Source organism: Bacillus sp. 7705b, assembly GCF_002289525.1.
GTDB lineage: Bacteria > Bacillota > Bacilli > Bacillales > Bacillaceae > Bacillus > Bacillus halotolerans.
On record NZ_NSDH01000044.1, the window covers coordinates 1 to 16075 of the forward strand.

General features: G+C 46.2%; 17 protein-coding genes and 1 pseudogene. 9 read left to right on the plus strand and 9 right to left on the minus strand.

Features of this window, described 5'->3' with window-relative positions; genetic code table 11:
- A partial coding sequence (locus CJU60_RS21935) for a collagen-like domain-containing protein (RefSeq protein WP_141243798.1) occupies positions 1 to 753 on the plus strand: 753 nt, incomplete at its 5' end.
- 105 nt (positions 754 to 858) lie between these two features.
- Here the strand turns inward: CJU60_RS21935 and CJU60_RS17110 are convergent.
- From CJU60_RS17110 to CJU60_RS17125, 4 genes are read right to left on the minus strand one after another with little or no spacing between them, the layout of a single operon-like run.
- Positions 859 to 1530: a glycosyltransferase family protein gene (locus CJU60_RS17110; protein ID WP_095714412.1), complete on the minus strand. Its 672-nt coding sequence runs from the start codon at positions 1528 to 1530 to the stop codon at positions 859 to 861.
- Complete coding sequence (locus CJU60_RS17115) at positions 1527 to 2234, minus strand: class I SAM-dependent methyltransferase (RefSeq protein WP_095714413.1); 708 nt, start codon at positions 2232 to 2234, stop codon at positions 1527 to 1529. The genes CJU60_RS17110 and CJU60_RS17115 overlap by 4 nt, the downstream gene beginning before the upstream one ends.
- A complete protein-coding gene (locus CJU60_RS17120; RefSeq protein ID WP_095714414.1) occupies positions 2221 to 3327 on the minus strand; it encodes a tetratricopeptide repeat-containing glycosyltransferase family 2 protein in 1107 nt (368 codons plus the stop codon). The genes CJU60_RS17115 and CJU60_RS17120 overlap by 14 nt, the downstream gene beginning before the upstream one ends.
- Entirely contained in the window at positions 3324 to 4697 is a 1374-nt protein-coding gene (locus tag CJU60_RS17125) for a glycosyltransferase (RefSeq protein WP_095714415.1), read from the minus strand. Before CJU60_RS17125 ends, CJU60_RS17120 begins: the two co-directional genes overlap by 4 nt.
- Before the next feature lie 234 nt (positions 4698 to 4931).
- Here CJU60_RS17125 and CJU60_RS17130 point away from each other — a divergent pair.
- From CJU60_RS17130 to nosA, 6 genes and pseudogenes are all read left to right on the plus strand, one after another.
- Positions 4932 to 6564, plus strand: a pseudogene (locus tag CJU60_RS17130) (sensor histidine kinase).
- Entirely contained in the window at positions 6536 to 7216 is a 681-nt protein-coding gene (locus CJU60_RS17135; protein ID WP_095714417.1) for a response regulator, read from the plus strand. Before CJU60_RS17130 ends, CJU60_RS17135 begins: the two are co-directional and overlap by 29 nt.
- Before the next feature lie 2 nt (positions 7217 to 7218).
- A complete protein-coding gene (locus tag CJU60_RS17140; protein ID WP_095714418.1) occupies positions 7219 to 8178 on the plus strand; it encodes a tripartite tricarboxylate transporter substrate binding protein in 960 nt (319 codons plus the stop codon).
- Between the two features lie 198 nt (positions 8179 to 8376).
- Positions 8377 to 9678, plus strand: coding sequence for an Mg(2+)/citrate complex secondary transporter CitM (gene citM, locus CJU60_RS17145; protein ID WP_095714419.1), 1302 nt, complete (start codon positions 8377 to 8379; stop codon positions 9676 to 9678).
- Between the two features lie 55 nt (positions 9679 to 9733).
- The gene (locus CJU60_RS17150; RefSeq protein WP_095714420.1) at positions 9734 to 10528 is read left to right on the plus strand and encodes an MBL fold metallo-hydrolase; all 795 of its coding nucleotides are present in this window, start codon (positions 9734 to 9736) and stop codon (positions 10526 to 10528) included.
- 121 nt (positions 10529 to 10649) lie between these two features.
- Positions 10650 to 11741: a nitric oxide synthase gene (nosA, locus tag CJU60_RS17155; RefSeq protein WP_095714421.1), complete on the plus strand. Its 1092-nt coding sequence runs from the start codon at positions 10650 to 10652 to the stop codon at positions 11739 to 11741.
- Here nosA and CJU60_RS17160 read toward each other — a convergent pair.
- Positions 11732 to 12007, minus strand: coding sequence for an acylphosphatase (locus CJU60_RS17160; protein WP_010333374.1), 276 nt, complete (start codon positions 12005 to 12007; stop codon positions 11732 to 11734). The genes nosA and CJU60_RS17160 overlap by 10 nt on opposite strands.
- A 66-nt stretch (positions 12008 to 12073) precedes the next feature.
- On the opposite strand from CJU60_RS17160, the gene CJU60_RS17165 reads away from it, so the two are divergent.
- Positions 12074 to 12739 (plus strand): MOSC domain-containing protein, encoded by a 666-nt coding sequence (locus CJU60_RS17165; RefSeq protein ID WP_095714422.1) that lies wholly within the window; start codon positions 12074 to 12076, stop codon positions 12737 to 12739.
- 37 nt (positions 12740 to 12776) lie between these two features.
- Here the strand turns inward: CJU60_RS17165 and CJU60_RS17170 are convergent, their stop codons facing one another.
- The 4 genes from CJU60_RS17170 to map all read right to left on the minus strand — a co-directional run bounded on the left by CJU60_RS17170 (position 12777) and on the right by map (position 14471).
- Positions 12777 to 12914 carry a YflJ family protein gene (locus CJU60_RS17170; RefSeq protein WP_010333376.1) on the minus strand — a complete coding sequence of 46 codons (138 nt, stop codon included), beginning with the start codon at positions 12912 to 12914 and terminating at the stop codon, positions 12777 to 12779.
- 158 nt (positions 12915 to 13072) lie between these two features.
- A complete protein-coding gene (locus CJU60_RS17175; RefSeq protein ID WP_095714423.1) occupies positions 13073 to 13228 on the minus strand; it encodes a hypothetical protein in 156 nt (51 codons plus the stop codon).
- Between the two features lie 105 nt (positions 13229 to 13333).
- Positions 13334 to 13648: a DUF3243 domain-containing protein gene (locus CJU60_RS17180; RefSeq protein ID WP_095714424.1), complete on the minus strand. Its 315-nt coding sequence runs from the start codon at positions 13646 to 13648 to the stop codon at positions 13334 to 13336.
- A gap of 73 nt (positions 13649 to 13721) precedes the next feature.
- Positions 13722 to 14471, minus strand: a complete 750-nt coding sequence (gene map, locus CJU60_RS17185) for a type I methionyl aminopeptidase (RefSeq protein ID WP_024120572.1) — start codon at positions 14469 to 14471, stop codon at positions 13722 to 13724.
- 169 nt (positions 14472 to 14640) lie between these two features.
- On the opposite strand from map, the gene nagE reads away from it, so the two are divergent.
- Positions 14641 to 15999: an N-acetylglucosamine-specific PTS transporter subunit IIBC gene (gene nagE / locus CJU60_RS17190; RefSeq protein WP_024120573.1), complete on the plus strand. Its 1359-nt coding sequence runs from the start codon at positions 14641 to 14643 to the stop codon at positions 15997 to 15999.
- Positions 16000 to 16075 lie beyond the last annotated feature (76 nt).

Below are 16075 nucleotides of genomic sequence, written 5' to 3' on the forward strand. Positions count from 1 at the left end.
GGATCAACCGGATCAACTGGAGCAACAGGAGCAACTGGTGTAACTGGAGCAACCGGATCAACAGGAGCAACCGGATCAACAGGAGCGACTGGACCAACGGGATCAACAGGACCAACGGGATCAACAGGACCAACGGGAGCAACCGGAGCAACGGGAGCAACCGGAGCAACGGGATCAACAGGACCAACGGGATCAATCGGACCAACCGGAGCCACGGGACCAACAGGTCCAACAGGATCAACAGGAGAAATAGGATCAACCGGAGCAACAGGATTAACCGGTCCAACGGGGTCAACAGGTCCAACTGGAGCAACGGGATCGACTGGATCAACCGGAGTAACCGGACCAACCGGGGCAAATCCGCAACTGTTTTATAATGAGGTAGCAGGCCCAGTTTCAGTTGCTGTTAACGGTACTGAAACGTCAATTGGGACTTTAAGTCTGCCAACAGTCGCTGGCCAATTAATAAAATTAGATTTTGCCATTTCTGTTGATGTGACAACGACAGCTAACTCGAACTTTACTTTCCAAACCAGAATTTATAGAAACGGAGTATTGGTAGATATACGCTCTGTCCAAAGAAATGTTAATGCTGCCATTACGTCAAGATTTCCAATTGCTACAACGTATGTAGATACTACAACAGTCACAGGCACGACTTCTTATGAGGTTAGGATAATCTTTACCACAATAAGTAATGTGAGTGGTAGCACCGCACTAAACCTAGATATAAATGCTATTAGGTTCCCTTAATAATAGAGAATGAGAGTCACTTCTTTTTTAAAATTCAAGCATTTGAAACAAGAAACCTACTTTATAAAAAAAGTAGGTTTCTTGTTGTGCCCAATGAAAGACTTATCATGTTTTGAAATATTCCCCCAAAAATCTTTTAAGGTAATCAGAATACTGGTCAGAATCAAACTCATTGCCGCAAGCATGTATGACCCATGGCTCTTTTTGATGAGGAATACCGACAAGATATCCCTTTTTCCTGAACTCAAAGCATTGAGAAGTATCGTAAAAATGCCAGCCGTCAAAGATCTCTTTCCGCCACGGGAGATCGTACTGGGTGGCCAGCAATAAACCGTCTAATGCTTCAACTGTTTTCACGGTTCCGTCTATCTCATCAAACGACAAATAGCTATACGTACTGCGGTATTCAATAACTTTTCCCGCTTTTTTAGAAGCCTCCCACCAAATCCCGCTTTGCGGCACTTCTTCAGCTCCTATGACGCCTATCATGCCAAGCGCATCGTTCTGCTGAAAGACATGCAGGATATCGTAAATAAATGAACGATTGATGATAAATGTATCCTGATGGACATACACTTTATATTTTGCGTCTGACTGATGCATTGCCGCCTGGTAGCCGGAGGCCATACTGTCAGCCTTTCGTATATCAATTAACTCAACCTCCATATGCGGCGGTACTGATAGAGACTGGATATGTCTCAGGCAGAGGTCATAAAGGGTGTCATCATTAACACATGTAATGAAGCAAATGGAATTTTCATTTAGATGCTGTTTCATCTTTTTTGCGCCTTTATGACATATTGATAGGCTCTGGCTTCCTCCTCGAAATTTGCATGGTGAATTCCCATGTTTGCTCTGACATGTGCCAGTTTGCTGATCATTTTTTCATAATAGTGAGTCGTAAAGGAAATAGGATTGATCTGGCTGACCTTGTAACCTGTTTCATGAAACATCTTCTTCATTTCCTGCAAGGTGAAAAAACGGTAGTGTGTTTTATCGAGCAGCCCAGCCTGTGTATACGTCCATTTGCCGGTCAGCAGACTTTCAAAAATTGAGATATGCCCGATATTCGGAATGCTTGCCAAAATGCTCCCTGTTTCTTTTACGTAAGGCTTCATGTTAGCTAACACTGTCCAAGGGTCTATTAAGTGCTCCAATACATCGCCGAAGATGACGTGATCAAATGTGTTTTTTTCAAAAGGAAGCTTCAATGTTTCGATGTCTCCTGTTATCACTTCGTCAATGTGATGAGCGGCTTTTTCGGCAGCTGGCGGATATGATTCGACCCCAAAATAGGAGCAATTCATTTTTTCCTTAACAGCTGCGCCAAACAGGCCTTCGGCGCATCCGACCTCAAGAATGGTTTTCGCATGGGGTTCTACCAGGTCAAACAGCTGCCGGTTGATGCTTTTGTAATACTCTTTATCTTTTCGCTCATATTCTTTCATAGAATCAGCAAGTGACCTTTTATTGATTTCCATGATGTTCACCTCCGGAGCCAGCCTGCTGCTGCAGGACCTCTTCAAAGTATGTTTTGTTGGCAAGCATTCTTGAATCATGAGGACGGTATTGTAAAGCCGATTCATTATGCTGATAGGCAAGCTGATGCTGGCCAAGCTTATCGTAGCAGACGGCTAATTGTAAGTGAGGCAGCCAGGTGGCGCAGGCGCGGTTTTGAAAAGCCAAGCTTTCTGAGCCTCTATCTTCTATTGCTTTTTCATACCAATAGACAGCGGTTTGGACATCGTTTTTTTCTAAAAAAGAGAATCCCAATCTGCAGCACGTTTCCGCTCTCGGAGGTCCGTAGACGAGCGTGTGGAGCACCCAGTTTAATTCTTTTTCCTTCAGTCCCAATGAATGATAGCAATCTGCTAATTTATTGCAGGCTCTGATATTATCCTCAACCCATCCCTGCTTTGTTTTCAAAAAACGCAAATAGTATTCTATCGCTTTTTCTATTTTTCCGTGATCACACAGCTCGTTCGCATAGTAAAATAAATCTCTTGGCGAAAAATCCTTTCCTGACGAGGCCATGTTTTCATAAATTCGCAGATTTCGGTCAGCGTCATGGCTAAGAGGCATGTGAGAAACCGCTGTGTCACTGTGATGGAGGTTTCCGTACACCTCTAAATATTCATGAACCGCGCCGATCCACTTAAAGCCCTTTTCCCGTTTTACGAGCCGGTATCTTCTTAAGCTGGATGTGACGTTGTTTTCTTCATCAAACGCCAGGTGATAGTTCATTGATACCGCGTCAATATGCGGATCAAGCGTTCTTTTTAAATCCAAGAACAGTTCTTGATCTTTCTCGGTAAACACATCATCGGCATCAAGCCATAAAATATAGTCAGCTGTTGCCTGCTGAAACGAAAAATTTCGGGCGGCCGCAAAATCGTCTATCCATTCAAAATCAAAGATACGGTCTGTATAACGGGCAGCGATGTCTTTCGTCTGATCAACTGAGCCGGTATCCACAATGTTCATTTCATCAGCAATCCTGCGCACAGAATCTAAGCAGCGGCCGATAACGGCTTCCTCATTTTTCACGATCATACATAGACTGATCGAAATCATATCACCACCTCCGCTTCAGGTTTTTTCTTCATTGCATGGACAAACATGTAATCAATCTGAGCATGTTTTGATAAGTGATCCAAAGGCAAATCAAATTGCCCGGCAAGATATTCAACTTCTTGTAAAAACAGCTGTATGTTCGATTCAGGAACGGCTAAATGAGAGGTGATTGATTTTATGTCATAAAGGTGTTCGGGAAATAGTGTGTTTACGTTTTGAGGCGTGATGAAATGTGTGTGTGCCGGTGTTCCGCATAATAAAGAAAGAAACGTGTCTGCATAAGCTACATTCGGGATACTGCAAATCAATGAGCCTGAAGGCTTTAGATAAACGGCAAGAGCCTCAATCGTTCGCCGGGGATGCATCGAGCAGCTCAAAAGGTCTCCTATCAAAATGGCATCGAAAAAAGCCTCAGGGTAAGGAAGGCCGCGTGTTTCCGTATCTGCTGACGTGACTTGTTCATAATAGGCGCTTGCCATTGTACGTAGCAATGCATCTTCTTCAATGCCGTACAATGTACAGGTTTGCCGGTTCAATAGCTCTGCACCCGCAGCTCCCGCGCCGCAGCCGATATGCAGGATGGAGCGGGCTTTTGAAGGCACAAGGGCTGTCAGCTCTGGCTGGGGATCAATAAAAGCCGTCACATCGTGCTTCCATTTATCTATAAAGGTTTGGCGGTTGACCTGATATAATCGGCTGATGCTTAAATCCGGATTTCCGGAAAACGTGGCATGCCCGTGATGATGCACAAACGAATCAAGGGCGATTTTCAGCTGATATCCGGCCTGCAGAGCGCGAAGGCACAAATCATCGTCCTCAAATGAACCGCCTTCAAAACGCTCGTCAAAGCCGCCGATTTTGTCCAGTACCTCTTTTTTGACAAGAAGGCAAAATCCGACCAGCCTTAAAACGCTTCTTGATTTGCCCCGCTGCTGCATGCAATGGCGCCGTGAAAAAGCTTCGATTCCTTCTAAGCTGTTGTAATCAACTGAGATTTGCTGAGGCCCGCTGACATAATTGCTTACAGGCCCGACCATGCCGGTTTTATCATCTTGATAAAGCAGCTTGATCATCGGCTCCAGCCAATGACTTGTCACAACAGTATCATTGTTTAAAAAAAGAACATTGTCCCCCGAAGCGGCCTCAAGGCCCTGATTGCAGGCTTTCGCAAACCCTTCGTTTGTTTCATTAAAAATCGTTTTGATTGAAGGGATCTGTTTGAGGTAGTCCTGTGTCCCGTCATGAGAGCCGTTATCTACAACAATCACTTCTATACAGTCATCATAGGTATGCGTCCATATGCTCTCCAAGCATTGTTTTGTTAACGCCAATTGATTATAAGTCAGCACAATAAGACTCGTTTTCACCATAACCTCCCGCCCTTCACCATATCACTCAGATACTATATGTATATTGAAATGTTCAGACGGAATGATTCCTTCATGAAAAAAGGATTGTTCAGCAAAACTGGACACTGGTGATGTGACAAGGAAACATCTTGATCTGAATAATAGATCCTGATCACCAAAGAAATGGATTTTGAAAAATAAGAAAATGACCGGGCGAAAAATGGTATGATCTAGGTAGAAAGGACGGCTGGTGCTGTGGTGAAAAAGCGATTCCATTTTTCTCTGCAAACAAAAATAATGGGGTTGATTGCGGCGCTGCTGATCTTTGTGATTGGCGTGCTGACAGTCACGTTTGCCGTTCAGCAAACAAAAGAAGGGCGAAAACAGGCAGAACAGCTGGCGGTACAGACGGCGAGAACGATTTCCTATATGCCGCCGGCAAAGGAGCTTATCGTGACGAAAGACGGGCAAGCTGCCGAGGCGCAGGAGGTCATTGAACAAATGAAAGAACAGACCGGCGCTTATGCCATTTATGTGCTTGATGAAAAAGGAATGGTCCGAACCGCCTCGGACAATAGCGAAAATAAGCATCTGACGAGAAGCAGAGAAATCCTGTTTGGAGGCTCTCACGTCTCAGAGACAAAAGCGGATGGACAAAGGGTGATTCGTGGCAGCGCACCGATTATCGAGGAACAAAAGGGGCGCAGCCAAGTGATCGGCAGCGTGTCCGTTGATTTTCTGCAAACCAAGACAGAGCAAGGCATCAAGAAACATCTGCGAGACTTAAGCTTCATGGCTGTACTCGTGCTGCTGCTTGGATTTGCCGGTGCCGCCGCGCTTGCCAAAAGCATTAGAAAGGATACGCTTGGCCTTGAGCCGCACGAAATTGCATCTCTTTATCGGGAGCGGAATGCGATGCTGCGGGCGATTAAGGAAGGGATCATCGCCACCAACCGTGAAGGCATTGTGACGATGATGAACGTATCGGCGGCTGAAATGCTAAAGCTACCCGAGCCTGTGATGAACGTGCCTGTTGATGACGTGATGCCGGGAGCAGAACTGATGTCTGTGCTTGAGCAGGAAGAAATGCCGCCGAATCAGGAGGTATGCGTCAACGACCAAGTCTTTATTATCAATACAAAAGTCATGACACAAGGCGGACAGGCGTATGGAATTGTTATCAGCTTCAGAGAAAAAACAGAACTGAAAAAGCTGATTGACACGCTGACAGAGGTGCGAAAATACTCAGAGGACCTGCGCGCCCAGACTCATGAATTTTCTAATAAGCTATACGCGATTTTAGGGCTGCTTGAGCTTGGTGAATATGACGAAGCGATTGAACTGATTAAAGAGGAATACGCCATCCAAAATGAACAGCATGATATTTTATTCCAAAACATTCATTCGCAGCAGGTGCAGGCGATTTTGTTAGGAAAGATGAGCAAAGCATCGGAAAAAAAGGTGAAGCTGTCGATTGATGACAACAGCACACTTGGGCCTCTTCCTCCTCATGTCGGCTTGTCCCATCTCATTACAATTATCGGCAATTTAATTGATAACGCTTTCGAAGCTGTAGCGGATCAAAGCGTACAGGAGGTTTCATGTTTTATTACAGATATCGGACGGGATATTGTTATCGAAGTATCCGATACGGGACTGGGAGTGCCGCCTGATAAAATGGAGGCGGTGTTTGAAAGGGGATACTCTTCAAAGGGGATGAAGAGAGGCTACGGACTCGCCAACGTAAAAGAGTCAGTGCGTGAGCTGGGAGGCTGGATCGAGCTGACAAATCAAAAAAGCGGAGGAGCGGTATTTACTGTTTTTATACCGAAGGAGAAACAGACAAAGGGGGAATCCATTTGATTCACATCGTGATTGCGGAGGATGATTTTCGGGTTGCGCAAATCCATGAGAGATTGATTCAACAGCTTGATGGATTCAGCATTATCGGCAAAGCGGGCAATGCTAAAGAGACAATGTTGCTTTTGGAGACACACAAAACTGATTTGCTGCTATTGGATATTTATATGCCGGACGAGCTCGGAACAGCATTGATTCCAGAGATACGGAGACGGTTTCCGGACGTTGATATTATGATTATTACAGCCGCAACGGAAACCCGCCACTTACAGGAAGCGCTGCGGGCGGGGATCGCAAACTATTTGATAAAGCCTGTAACGGCTGACAAGTTCAAACAGGTGCTGCTTCAGTATAAAGAAAAAAGGCAGGTGCTGCTGTCTCAGCCGGAGGTCAGCCAATCCATGATTGACCATATTTTTGGGGGCAGCTCTAAGGGAGCTGTCACTGCGGAGGATTTGCCGACAGGCATCAATCCGATCACGCTGAAAAAAATTAAAGAGGCGCTGCGTACTGCGGACGGAGGAATGACAGCTGAAGAACTTGGCGAAGCAATGGGCGCGTCACGAACAACAGCCCGCCGCTATGCCGAGTATCTTGTGTCTAAGGAAGAAGCGCGAGCCGAGCTGGAGTACGGGATTATCGGCAGACCGGAGAGAAAATATTATTTGGCGGCTGAATAGCGATGAAAAAACTTGTGATCATATTCATTTGTCTATTGGTCTTCATGCAAGGTGACATCCGGAAAGCGGCCGCTCCCCGTCTGCCGGACGGGCCGGTTGAGATCGTTGTGCCTGCCGAGCCTTCCGGGGGCTGGGATGTAACGGCGCAGGCGATTCAATCCGTGCTCAGGCAAAAACAGCTGATGAAAGGCAGTATTCATATTGTGTATAAGCCCGGGAGCGGAGGCGATAAAGGCTGGAAATATGTCAACCAAAGCGGCAGGAAGACTATCAGTATGATGTCCAGTTTAATCCTGAGCAATTACCTGCTCGGACAAAGTAAATTAAAAACTGATGATTTTACGCCGCTGGCGATTCTCGCTAAGGAATGGCAGACTGTCGCTCTTCCGAAAGGGTCGGCGCTGAAAAGCGGAAAGGATGTGCTGAAAGAGATCAAGAAGCATCCTGGCAAAGTCAAAATCGGTTTTTCCCCGGGGCTTGGCAATGACGATCAGCTCTCGTTCGTCAGAGCCGCTGATATGTATGGGATTGACCCTTTCGACATTGAGTTTTTACAGTTTGACAGCAGTGAAGAATTGATCCAGGCGCTTATCAGGCATGAGATAGAAGCAGCTTCCATGACTGTTTCAGAAGCCAAGCCGTACGAGCGAAACGGCGAGATTACATTAGCCGCCGTCACGTCAGATAAAAGGCTGCCCGGTTTTCCAAAAGTGCCGACGTGGAAAGAGCAGGGCATTCCGTTTGTCTTCTCTCATTGGAGAGGGGTGCTGGGACCGAAAAACATGTCTGAGGAAGAGATTTCTTACTGGGACCAAGCATTAAAAAAGGTGACATCCTCGCCCGAATGGAAGCAGAAAATAAACGAGCAGGACTGGGAGAGCTTTTATTTAAACAGCAAGGAAACGAAACGGTTTCTTGAAGAACAATCAGCGTTTTATCAAACCATCATGACAGGCAATTAAGCAAAAAGTATTCTGCCGTAGGCGGAATGCTTTTTTTGTGTTTAGAAATGACCAAAAAGAACAAAACGGTTTTAAAAAATTAAAAATACAAAAAAACCAAATTATTTACTTGAGACCGTTTTTCTCATACGATGACAAAAAGGCAAAAGGGGAATAGGGGATAAAATGTAAGCGGATTCATTTAAAGGGGGAATGAATGTGTTAGCAATCTTAGGATTTCTTATGATGCTTGTGTTTATGGTATTGATCATGACAAAACGGCTTTCTGTCCTGACGGCATTGGTTCTGACGCCGATTGTGTTTGCGCTGATAGCCGGTTTCGGGTTCACTGAAGTTGGCGATATGATGATCTCGGGGATTCAGCAGGTGGCGCCGACGGCTGTTATGATTATGTTTGCGATTTTATATTTTGGAATCATGATTGACACTGGGCTTTTTGATCCGATGGTTGCCAAAATATTAAATATGGTCAAAGGCGATCCGTTAAAAATCGTTGTCGGGACAGCGGTTCTTACGATGCTTGTTGCATTGGATGGAGACGGTTCAACAACCTATATGATTACAACAAGCGCGATGCTTCCGCTCTATTTGCTGCTCGGCATCCGGCCGATTATATTGGCGGGAATTGCCGGAGTCGGCATGGGGATTATGAATACGATTCCGTGGGGAGGCGCGACGCCGCGGGCGGCGAGCGCGCTTGGGGTTGATCCGGCTGAGCTGACCGGGCCGATGATCCCTGTGATCGCGAGCGGAATGCTTTGTATGGTCGCAGTTTCGTATGTGCTGGGTAAAGCGGAGCGCAAACGGCTCGGTGTGATTGAGCTGAAACAGCCGGCCGATGTCAACGAACCAGCCGCTTCGGTTGAAGATGAGTGGAAGCGACCGAAGCTTTGGTGGTTCAATTTGTTGTTAACGCTTTCATTGATAGGGTTTTTAGTATCAGGCAAAGTCAGTTTAACGGTGCTGTTTGTCATCGCATTCTGTATTGCACTCATTGTGAATTATCCGAACCTCGATCATCAGAGACAGCGTATTTCAGCACATTCAAGCAACGTGCTGGCTATTGGCTCCATGATCTTTGCAGCAGGCGTTTTTACGGGAATTTTAACAGGCACCAAAATGGTTGACGAAATGGCGATTTCGCTTGTGTCGATGATTCCTGAACAAATGGGCGGGTTGATCCCGGCAATTGTAGCATTAACTAGCGGCATTTTCACATTTCTCATGCCGAATGACGCGTATTTTTACGGAGTGCTGCCGATTTTATCAGAAACGGCTGTCGCATACGGTGTTGATAAAGTCGAAATTGCAAGAGCCTCAATTATCGGACAGCCGATTCATATGCTGAGTCCGCTAGTGCCATCAACACATTTGCTTGTCGGGCTTGTCGGTGTCTCAATTGACGATCATCAAAAATTCGCTTTGAAATGGGCGGTTCTCGCCGTGATTGTCATGACGGTTACCGCTTTATTGATCGGTGCCATTTCGATTTCTGCATGATAATTCAGGCGGAATGACATACACTAACGGCATACAACGTACCGGAGGTGTCTTCATGAGTGATCCTTATATGCCGCTGACTTCAGTCAGAAGCGGGACTGGGTTCGAGGCCGCAAAGGGTGTACATGGTCTGACCGTGCAAATTGCGAATGTCTATTTTATTCAGTATCCTTCTGAACCTCATTCATTTATTTTAATAGATGCCGGCATGCCTCAATCAGCCGGCATGATTTTAAACGAAGCAAAACAAAGATTCGGTGATGACTACCACTTGAAGGCCATTATTCTGACACACGGGCACTTTGATCATATCGGGGCCATTGAAGAGATCCTTGAGCATTGGGATGTTCCTGTTTATGTCCATTCGCGGGAAATGCCTTTTGTAACCGGAAAAGAGGATTATCCGCCGGCGAGGCCAGACAGCAAAAGCGGTCTGGTTGCCAAGCTGTCGCCGCTGTTTCCGCGCCATTCGATCGATATTTCCGCTCATGTTCAAGCACTGCCTGAAGACGGCACTGTTCCGTTTTTGGACGAGTGGATCTGGATCGCAACACCGGGCCACACACCGGGCCATATTTCATTATTCCGCGAGGACGGCCGTGTGCTTGTCGCTGGCGATGCGGTGATTACAGTTGAACAGGAAAAAATGGCTGACGTCTTCATTCAAAAACAGGAGCTTCACGGCCCGCCGGCTTATTTCACACCTGACACTGAGATGGCCGCCGAGTCGATTCAAAGACTTGCCGAACGAGAACCGGAAGCGCTGCTGACCGGGCACGGCATCCCAATGACAGGCAGAAACTTTCGCAGTGATTTAATGGAATTGGCCCATCATTTATCATCCCTTTGACACTCGCAAACGCGGGTGTTTTTTTATTTGTTTTTCCAAGAAGATGCAGAAAAATCATTTGTCTTCCCGCTCAAAAACGATACAATGAGAAGCATGAATGCGATTTGGAGGAGAGAGTTTGTTGGAAGATAAAGAAATACTCTGGAACGAAGCGAAAGCGTTTATTGCCAATTGCTATCAGGAACTCGGAAAGGAGGATGAAGCGCAAGACCGTCTCGATGACATTAAAAGTGAGATTGACCGGACTGGAAGCTATGTACATACAAAGGAAGAGCTGGCGCACGGGGCGAAAATGGCTTGGAGAAACAGCAACCGCTGCATCGGCAGACTGTTCTGGAACTCGCTGAATGTCATTGACAGACGTGACGTCCGGACTAAAGAAGAAGTACGGGACGCTCTGTTTCATCACATTGAAACCGCCACAAATAACGGGAAAATCAGGCCGACCATTACGATTTTCCCTCCGGAAGAGAAGGGCGAAAAGCAAGTCGAGATCTGGAATCATCAGCTGATCCGGTACGCGGGATATGAATCCGACGGAGAAAGAATCGGCGATCCTGCTTCCCGTTCTCTCACCGCAGCCTGTGAGCAGCTCGGCTGGCGCGGAGAGCGGACCGATTTTGATCTTCTTCCCCTTATTTTCCGCATGAAGGGTGACAAGCAGCCGGTCTGGTATGAGCTGCCCCGGTCACTGGTGATAGAAGTTCCGCTGACCCACCCGGAATTCGAAGCGTTTTCTGACCTGAAGCTGCAATGGTACGGCGTGCCGATTGTTGCGGATATGAGGCTTGAGATCGGCGGCGTTCATTATAATGCCGCACCGTTTAACGGCTGGTATATGGGAACGGAGATCGGTGCGAGAAATCTGGCTGATGAAAAGCGGTATGATAAGCTCAAAAAAGTGGCATCCGTTATCGGTATTGCCACTGATTACAATGCGGATTTATGGAAGGATCAGGCGCTTGTTGAATTGAATAAAGCTGTTTTGCATTCATATAAAAAGCACGGCGTCAGCATCGTCGATCATCACACGGCTGCAAGCCAGTTTAAACGGTTTGAAGAACAGGAGGAAGAAGCGGGCAGAAAGCTGACGGGTGACTGGACGTGGCTGATACCGCCGATTTCACCCGCCTCCACACATATTTTTCACCGATCTTATGACAATTCAATCGTCAAGCCGAATTACTTTTATCAGGATAAGCCTTACGAATAGACTATTGAAAACCGGTGATGGCCTTCAAGGCTGCTGGATTCAGTGACAGAGATGCCGGTAACCTTTGAAAAGGGGCTGCCTTTCTTCACGGCCTCAAGAAATGATTGCAAGGCGTTTTCAGGCCCTTCGGCCAAAATCTCGACACGCCCGTCATCACGGTTTTTGACCCAGCCGGTGAGTTTATGCTTATCGGCTTCCGCTTGAACAAAGTAGCGGAAACCGACACCTTGAACCCGGCCGTCAGCAACGATTCGATATTGAAGCATGTAAAAACCACCTTTTCTTTTTATGATAATCAATCATTTTATATCCTGTAAAGGAGATGTGTTTGTATGACATCAGCGCATTATTCCATTCTTTCTCTTAATTTGGGAAAGCCGCAGACGCTTGAATACGATGGAAAGAAAATAGAGACCGGCATCATGAAGCGGCCGGCTGATTCCGCGGTTATGCTGTATCGGGAGAATTTTGAAGGAGACGGACAGGCGGACCTCGTCAATCATGGCGGCCCTGATAAGGCTGTCTGTGTCTATTCCGCGGAGCACTATCCGTTTTGGACGGAGTTTCTCTCAAGATCGCTCCCGGACGCCGCGTTTGGTGAAAATCTTACGGTGCAAGGCCTGACTGAGGAGGACGTTTGCATAGGGGATGTCTTTCAGCTTGATGATGCCGTTGTTCAGGTCAGCCAGCCGCGTCAGCCGTGTATAAAACTGGCCAAAAAGTTTGGTGTAAAGGATATGGTGCTGAAAGTTCAGCAAACCGGATATACAGGATTTTATTTTCGCGTGCTGGAAGAGGGCAGGGTCGCTCCGAATGCAAAGCTCGAACTGCTGTCCAGAGGCGAAAAAGACATATCCGTCCAATTCGCAAACCATATCAAATACCATGACACAAAAAATCTCGCCGCCATTGAAAGGATTTTAAGTGAAGAAGCATTGTCTGAAAGCTGGAGATCTTCCTTTATCAAAAAACGGGACAGGCTGCTTTCGATTCAATAAAAAAGCCGCGCATCTAAACGTGCGCGGCTTCACCATATCAGGATTGTTTTTTCTTTGTTTCAAGCAGGTTGGCAAGAAAATAGGTTTTATAGCTTTGAAGCTTTCTTCCTTCATATTTCGTGATGCCCTGCTTTTTTAATTCTGCTACATACCAGCCTTTACTGCCGTAATGCATGTCAGAAAACTCCTTTCCCTATCTGATTGACCAAACGATTGGCATTGTAACATCTATCAAAAGATGCTGAAAAGAGATGCGGGAAAAACTGAGTCTTTCGCACTAGTGATGCGAACTTTCTTCCTGTATGTATATGCGGAGTAAACGCTGAATATGATTTAATGCCCGGTGAGTTTCAGCACGATAATGCCAAGTGTCATGATGCTGAACACAATACCGATATATGTAAGCATCCCGTTTTTTTTCCTCACGCCGAAAACGGTCATGATGATGCCTTCAATGAAAAAGACGATACCAAAAATAATAAACCACATGCGGACAATGGCTCCTTTCACAGACATTAATCCTAGTGTAGCATATCTGGATGGGCCGGGCTGTGACAATATAGAGAAGCCGGGCATATGCCCGGCTTAGGTGTTTTATTGTTTCTCAACCAATTTGACTAACAGCTGTGCCAAATGTTTTTTCTCATCATCATCCGCAACGCGCCAAAGCTCCTGCAGCAGCATTTCTTCACCGTTTTGCGGTTCTTCATGCTTTGCGAGGTAGTCTCCCAGGATCGCAGCGCTTTTGACAAGCTTGCCGTCATCTAATCCTAATTTCTTGCCCCGGTTAACTTGTTTTTTCAGGTAGTCTTTAAATTCTTCAAAGTCTTTTAACATTTCTTCTTTTATTGTTCCGTGCATTGCATTCATTTCGTTTTCAATTTGGATTTTTTCTTGATCTCTGTTCATTACAGTGCCTCCTCCTGCAGAATAGTGATGATTTACCTGTAAAAGGAGGAGGTTAAACATACGAAATGTGTTTTTACAGCTTTGTCAGGATAATCGGCTCGTCTTTGGTGATGACGATGGTGTGCTCAACTTGGGCAACCATGCTTTTATCCGGCGTCTTAAAGGTCCAGCCGTCTCCAGCTTCGACGATGGTTTCCGCTTTTGTTGAAATGAATGGTTCAAGTGCGATCACTGTGCCGTTTTTGAAAAGCGCGTTATCAAATGGATCATAATAGTTCATGATGTGGTTCGGCGCTTCGTGAAGGCTTCTGCCGATTCCGTGGCCGGTCAGGGTTTTAATGACGGTAAATCCTTTAGAACGTGCTTCATGATAAACGGCTCTCCCGATCTGATTTTGGCGCTTGCCGGCTTTTGCCTGCTGCAGCCCTTTTTGGAAGGCATCCTCTGCGCATTGGCATAGCTTGTGAAGGCGTTCTTCTCCTTCACCGAGCACAAACGAGATGCCTGTATCGGAGTAGAAACCGCCGAATTCAGCAGAGATATCAATGTTCACAAGATCTCCGGCTTTTAAAATAGTGGATGTGCTTGGAATGCCATGCGCCACTTCATCATTTACGCTGATGCATGTCACACCAGGAAAGTCGTATTCTTTTTGCGGAGCCGAAACAGCGCCATGCTCGTCAAGCACCGCTTTTCCGATAAGGTCAAGGTCTTTAGTGCTCATGCCGGGCTCTGCTTTCCGTTTCATTTCTTCACGCGCCAGCGCTACAATTCTGCCGATTTTTTTCAGGCCTTCTAATTCTTGATCGTTTGTTACAATCATCTGTCATTCCCGCTTTCTTTTTAAATAATCTAGTTTAAGCTTACCACAATTGGCTCTAGAATAGGAAACACGCGAACCTGGGAAAAAAGAAATATGCCGGGAAAATTGGTATAGATCACTAGATATCTTGTATGGTATATTTTTAAAAAAGGGTAAGAGGGGGATGGGTATGCTTTCATTTTTACAAAAGCTTGGAAAGTCATTTATGCTCCCGATTGCAGTTTTGCCTGCAGTCGGGATTATCCTTGCACTTGGCAGGGAGGATTTATTCGATATCCCGTTTGTTTATCAAGCGGGAACTGCTGTTTTTGATCACCTGCCGCTTATATTTGCGATTGGGATTGCCATCGGCATTTCAAAGGACAGCAATGGGGCCGCGGGTTTATCAGGGGCGATTTCGTATTTGATGCTCGACGCGGCAACAAAATCGATTAATGAAGCAAACAACATGGCGGTATTTGGGGGAATTATTGCCGGTTTAATTGCGGGTTACACCTATAACCGCTTTAAGGATACAAAACTGCCGGAATATCTCGGGTTTTTCAGCGGCAGACGGCTTGTGCCGATTGTCACCGCTATTTTCACAATCATTTTAGCAGGAATATTCGGTTCGATATGGCCGCCGATTCAATCGGGAATTAACGCGTTTGGGGAGTGGATGCTTGGGCTTGGCGGAATCGGCGCGGGCATATTCGGCTTATTCAACAGGCTGTTAATTCCGCTCGGTCTTCACCACGTGCTCAATAATATTTTCTGGTTCCAATTTGGCGAATATAACGGAGTGACAGGAGATTTGGCGCGCTTTTTCGCTAAAGACCCGACAGCGGGCACATACATGACGGGATTCTTCCCGATTATGATGTTCGGCCTTCCGGCGGCATGTCTGGCAATGATTGTGACTGCCAAGCCGTCAAAACGAAAAGCAACGGCCGGAATGATGATCGGTTTTGCGTTGACTGCGTTTATCACAGGGATTACGGAGCCAATTGAGTTTGCATTTATGTTTTTATCTCCGCTGTTATACGCAGTGCATGCAGTCTTAACCGGACTGTCGTTATTCATCGTTAATTTGCTCGGCATACGCTCTGGATTTTCTTTTTCAGCCGGTGCGATCGATTATCTTTTGAGCTACGGAATTGCAGAAAAGCCGCTGCTGCTGCTTCTGGTAGGTATATGCTATGCGGCTGTATACTTTGTCGTGTTTTACGTCTTAATTAAGACGTTGAATTTGAAAACGCCGGGGCGTGAGGATGATGACTTGGATGAAGTGCTGGACGAGAACACAGCACAGTCTGTCAATGAAAACATCATGCTGAAGGGGCTTGGCGGAAAAGAAAACCTGCAGACGATTGATCACTGTGCGACAAGGCTGAGATTGACAGTGAAAGATACGTCTTTAGTAAATGAAGCGTTATTAAAGAAAGCAGGCGCAAAAGGAGTCGTCAAATCGGGCGGGCAATCAGTACAAGTCATTATTGGCCCGAATGTAGAGTTTGCGGCAGAGGAATTGCGTGCTGCAGTGAAATAAAAAAAGCAGAGAGGCCAGCGGGACTGACCCCATAAGATGAGACAAATAAAAAACACCTTCAAGTTTGAAAACGGAT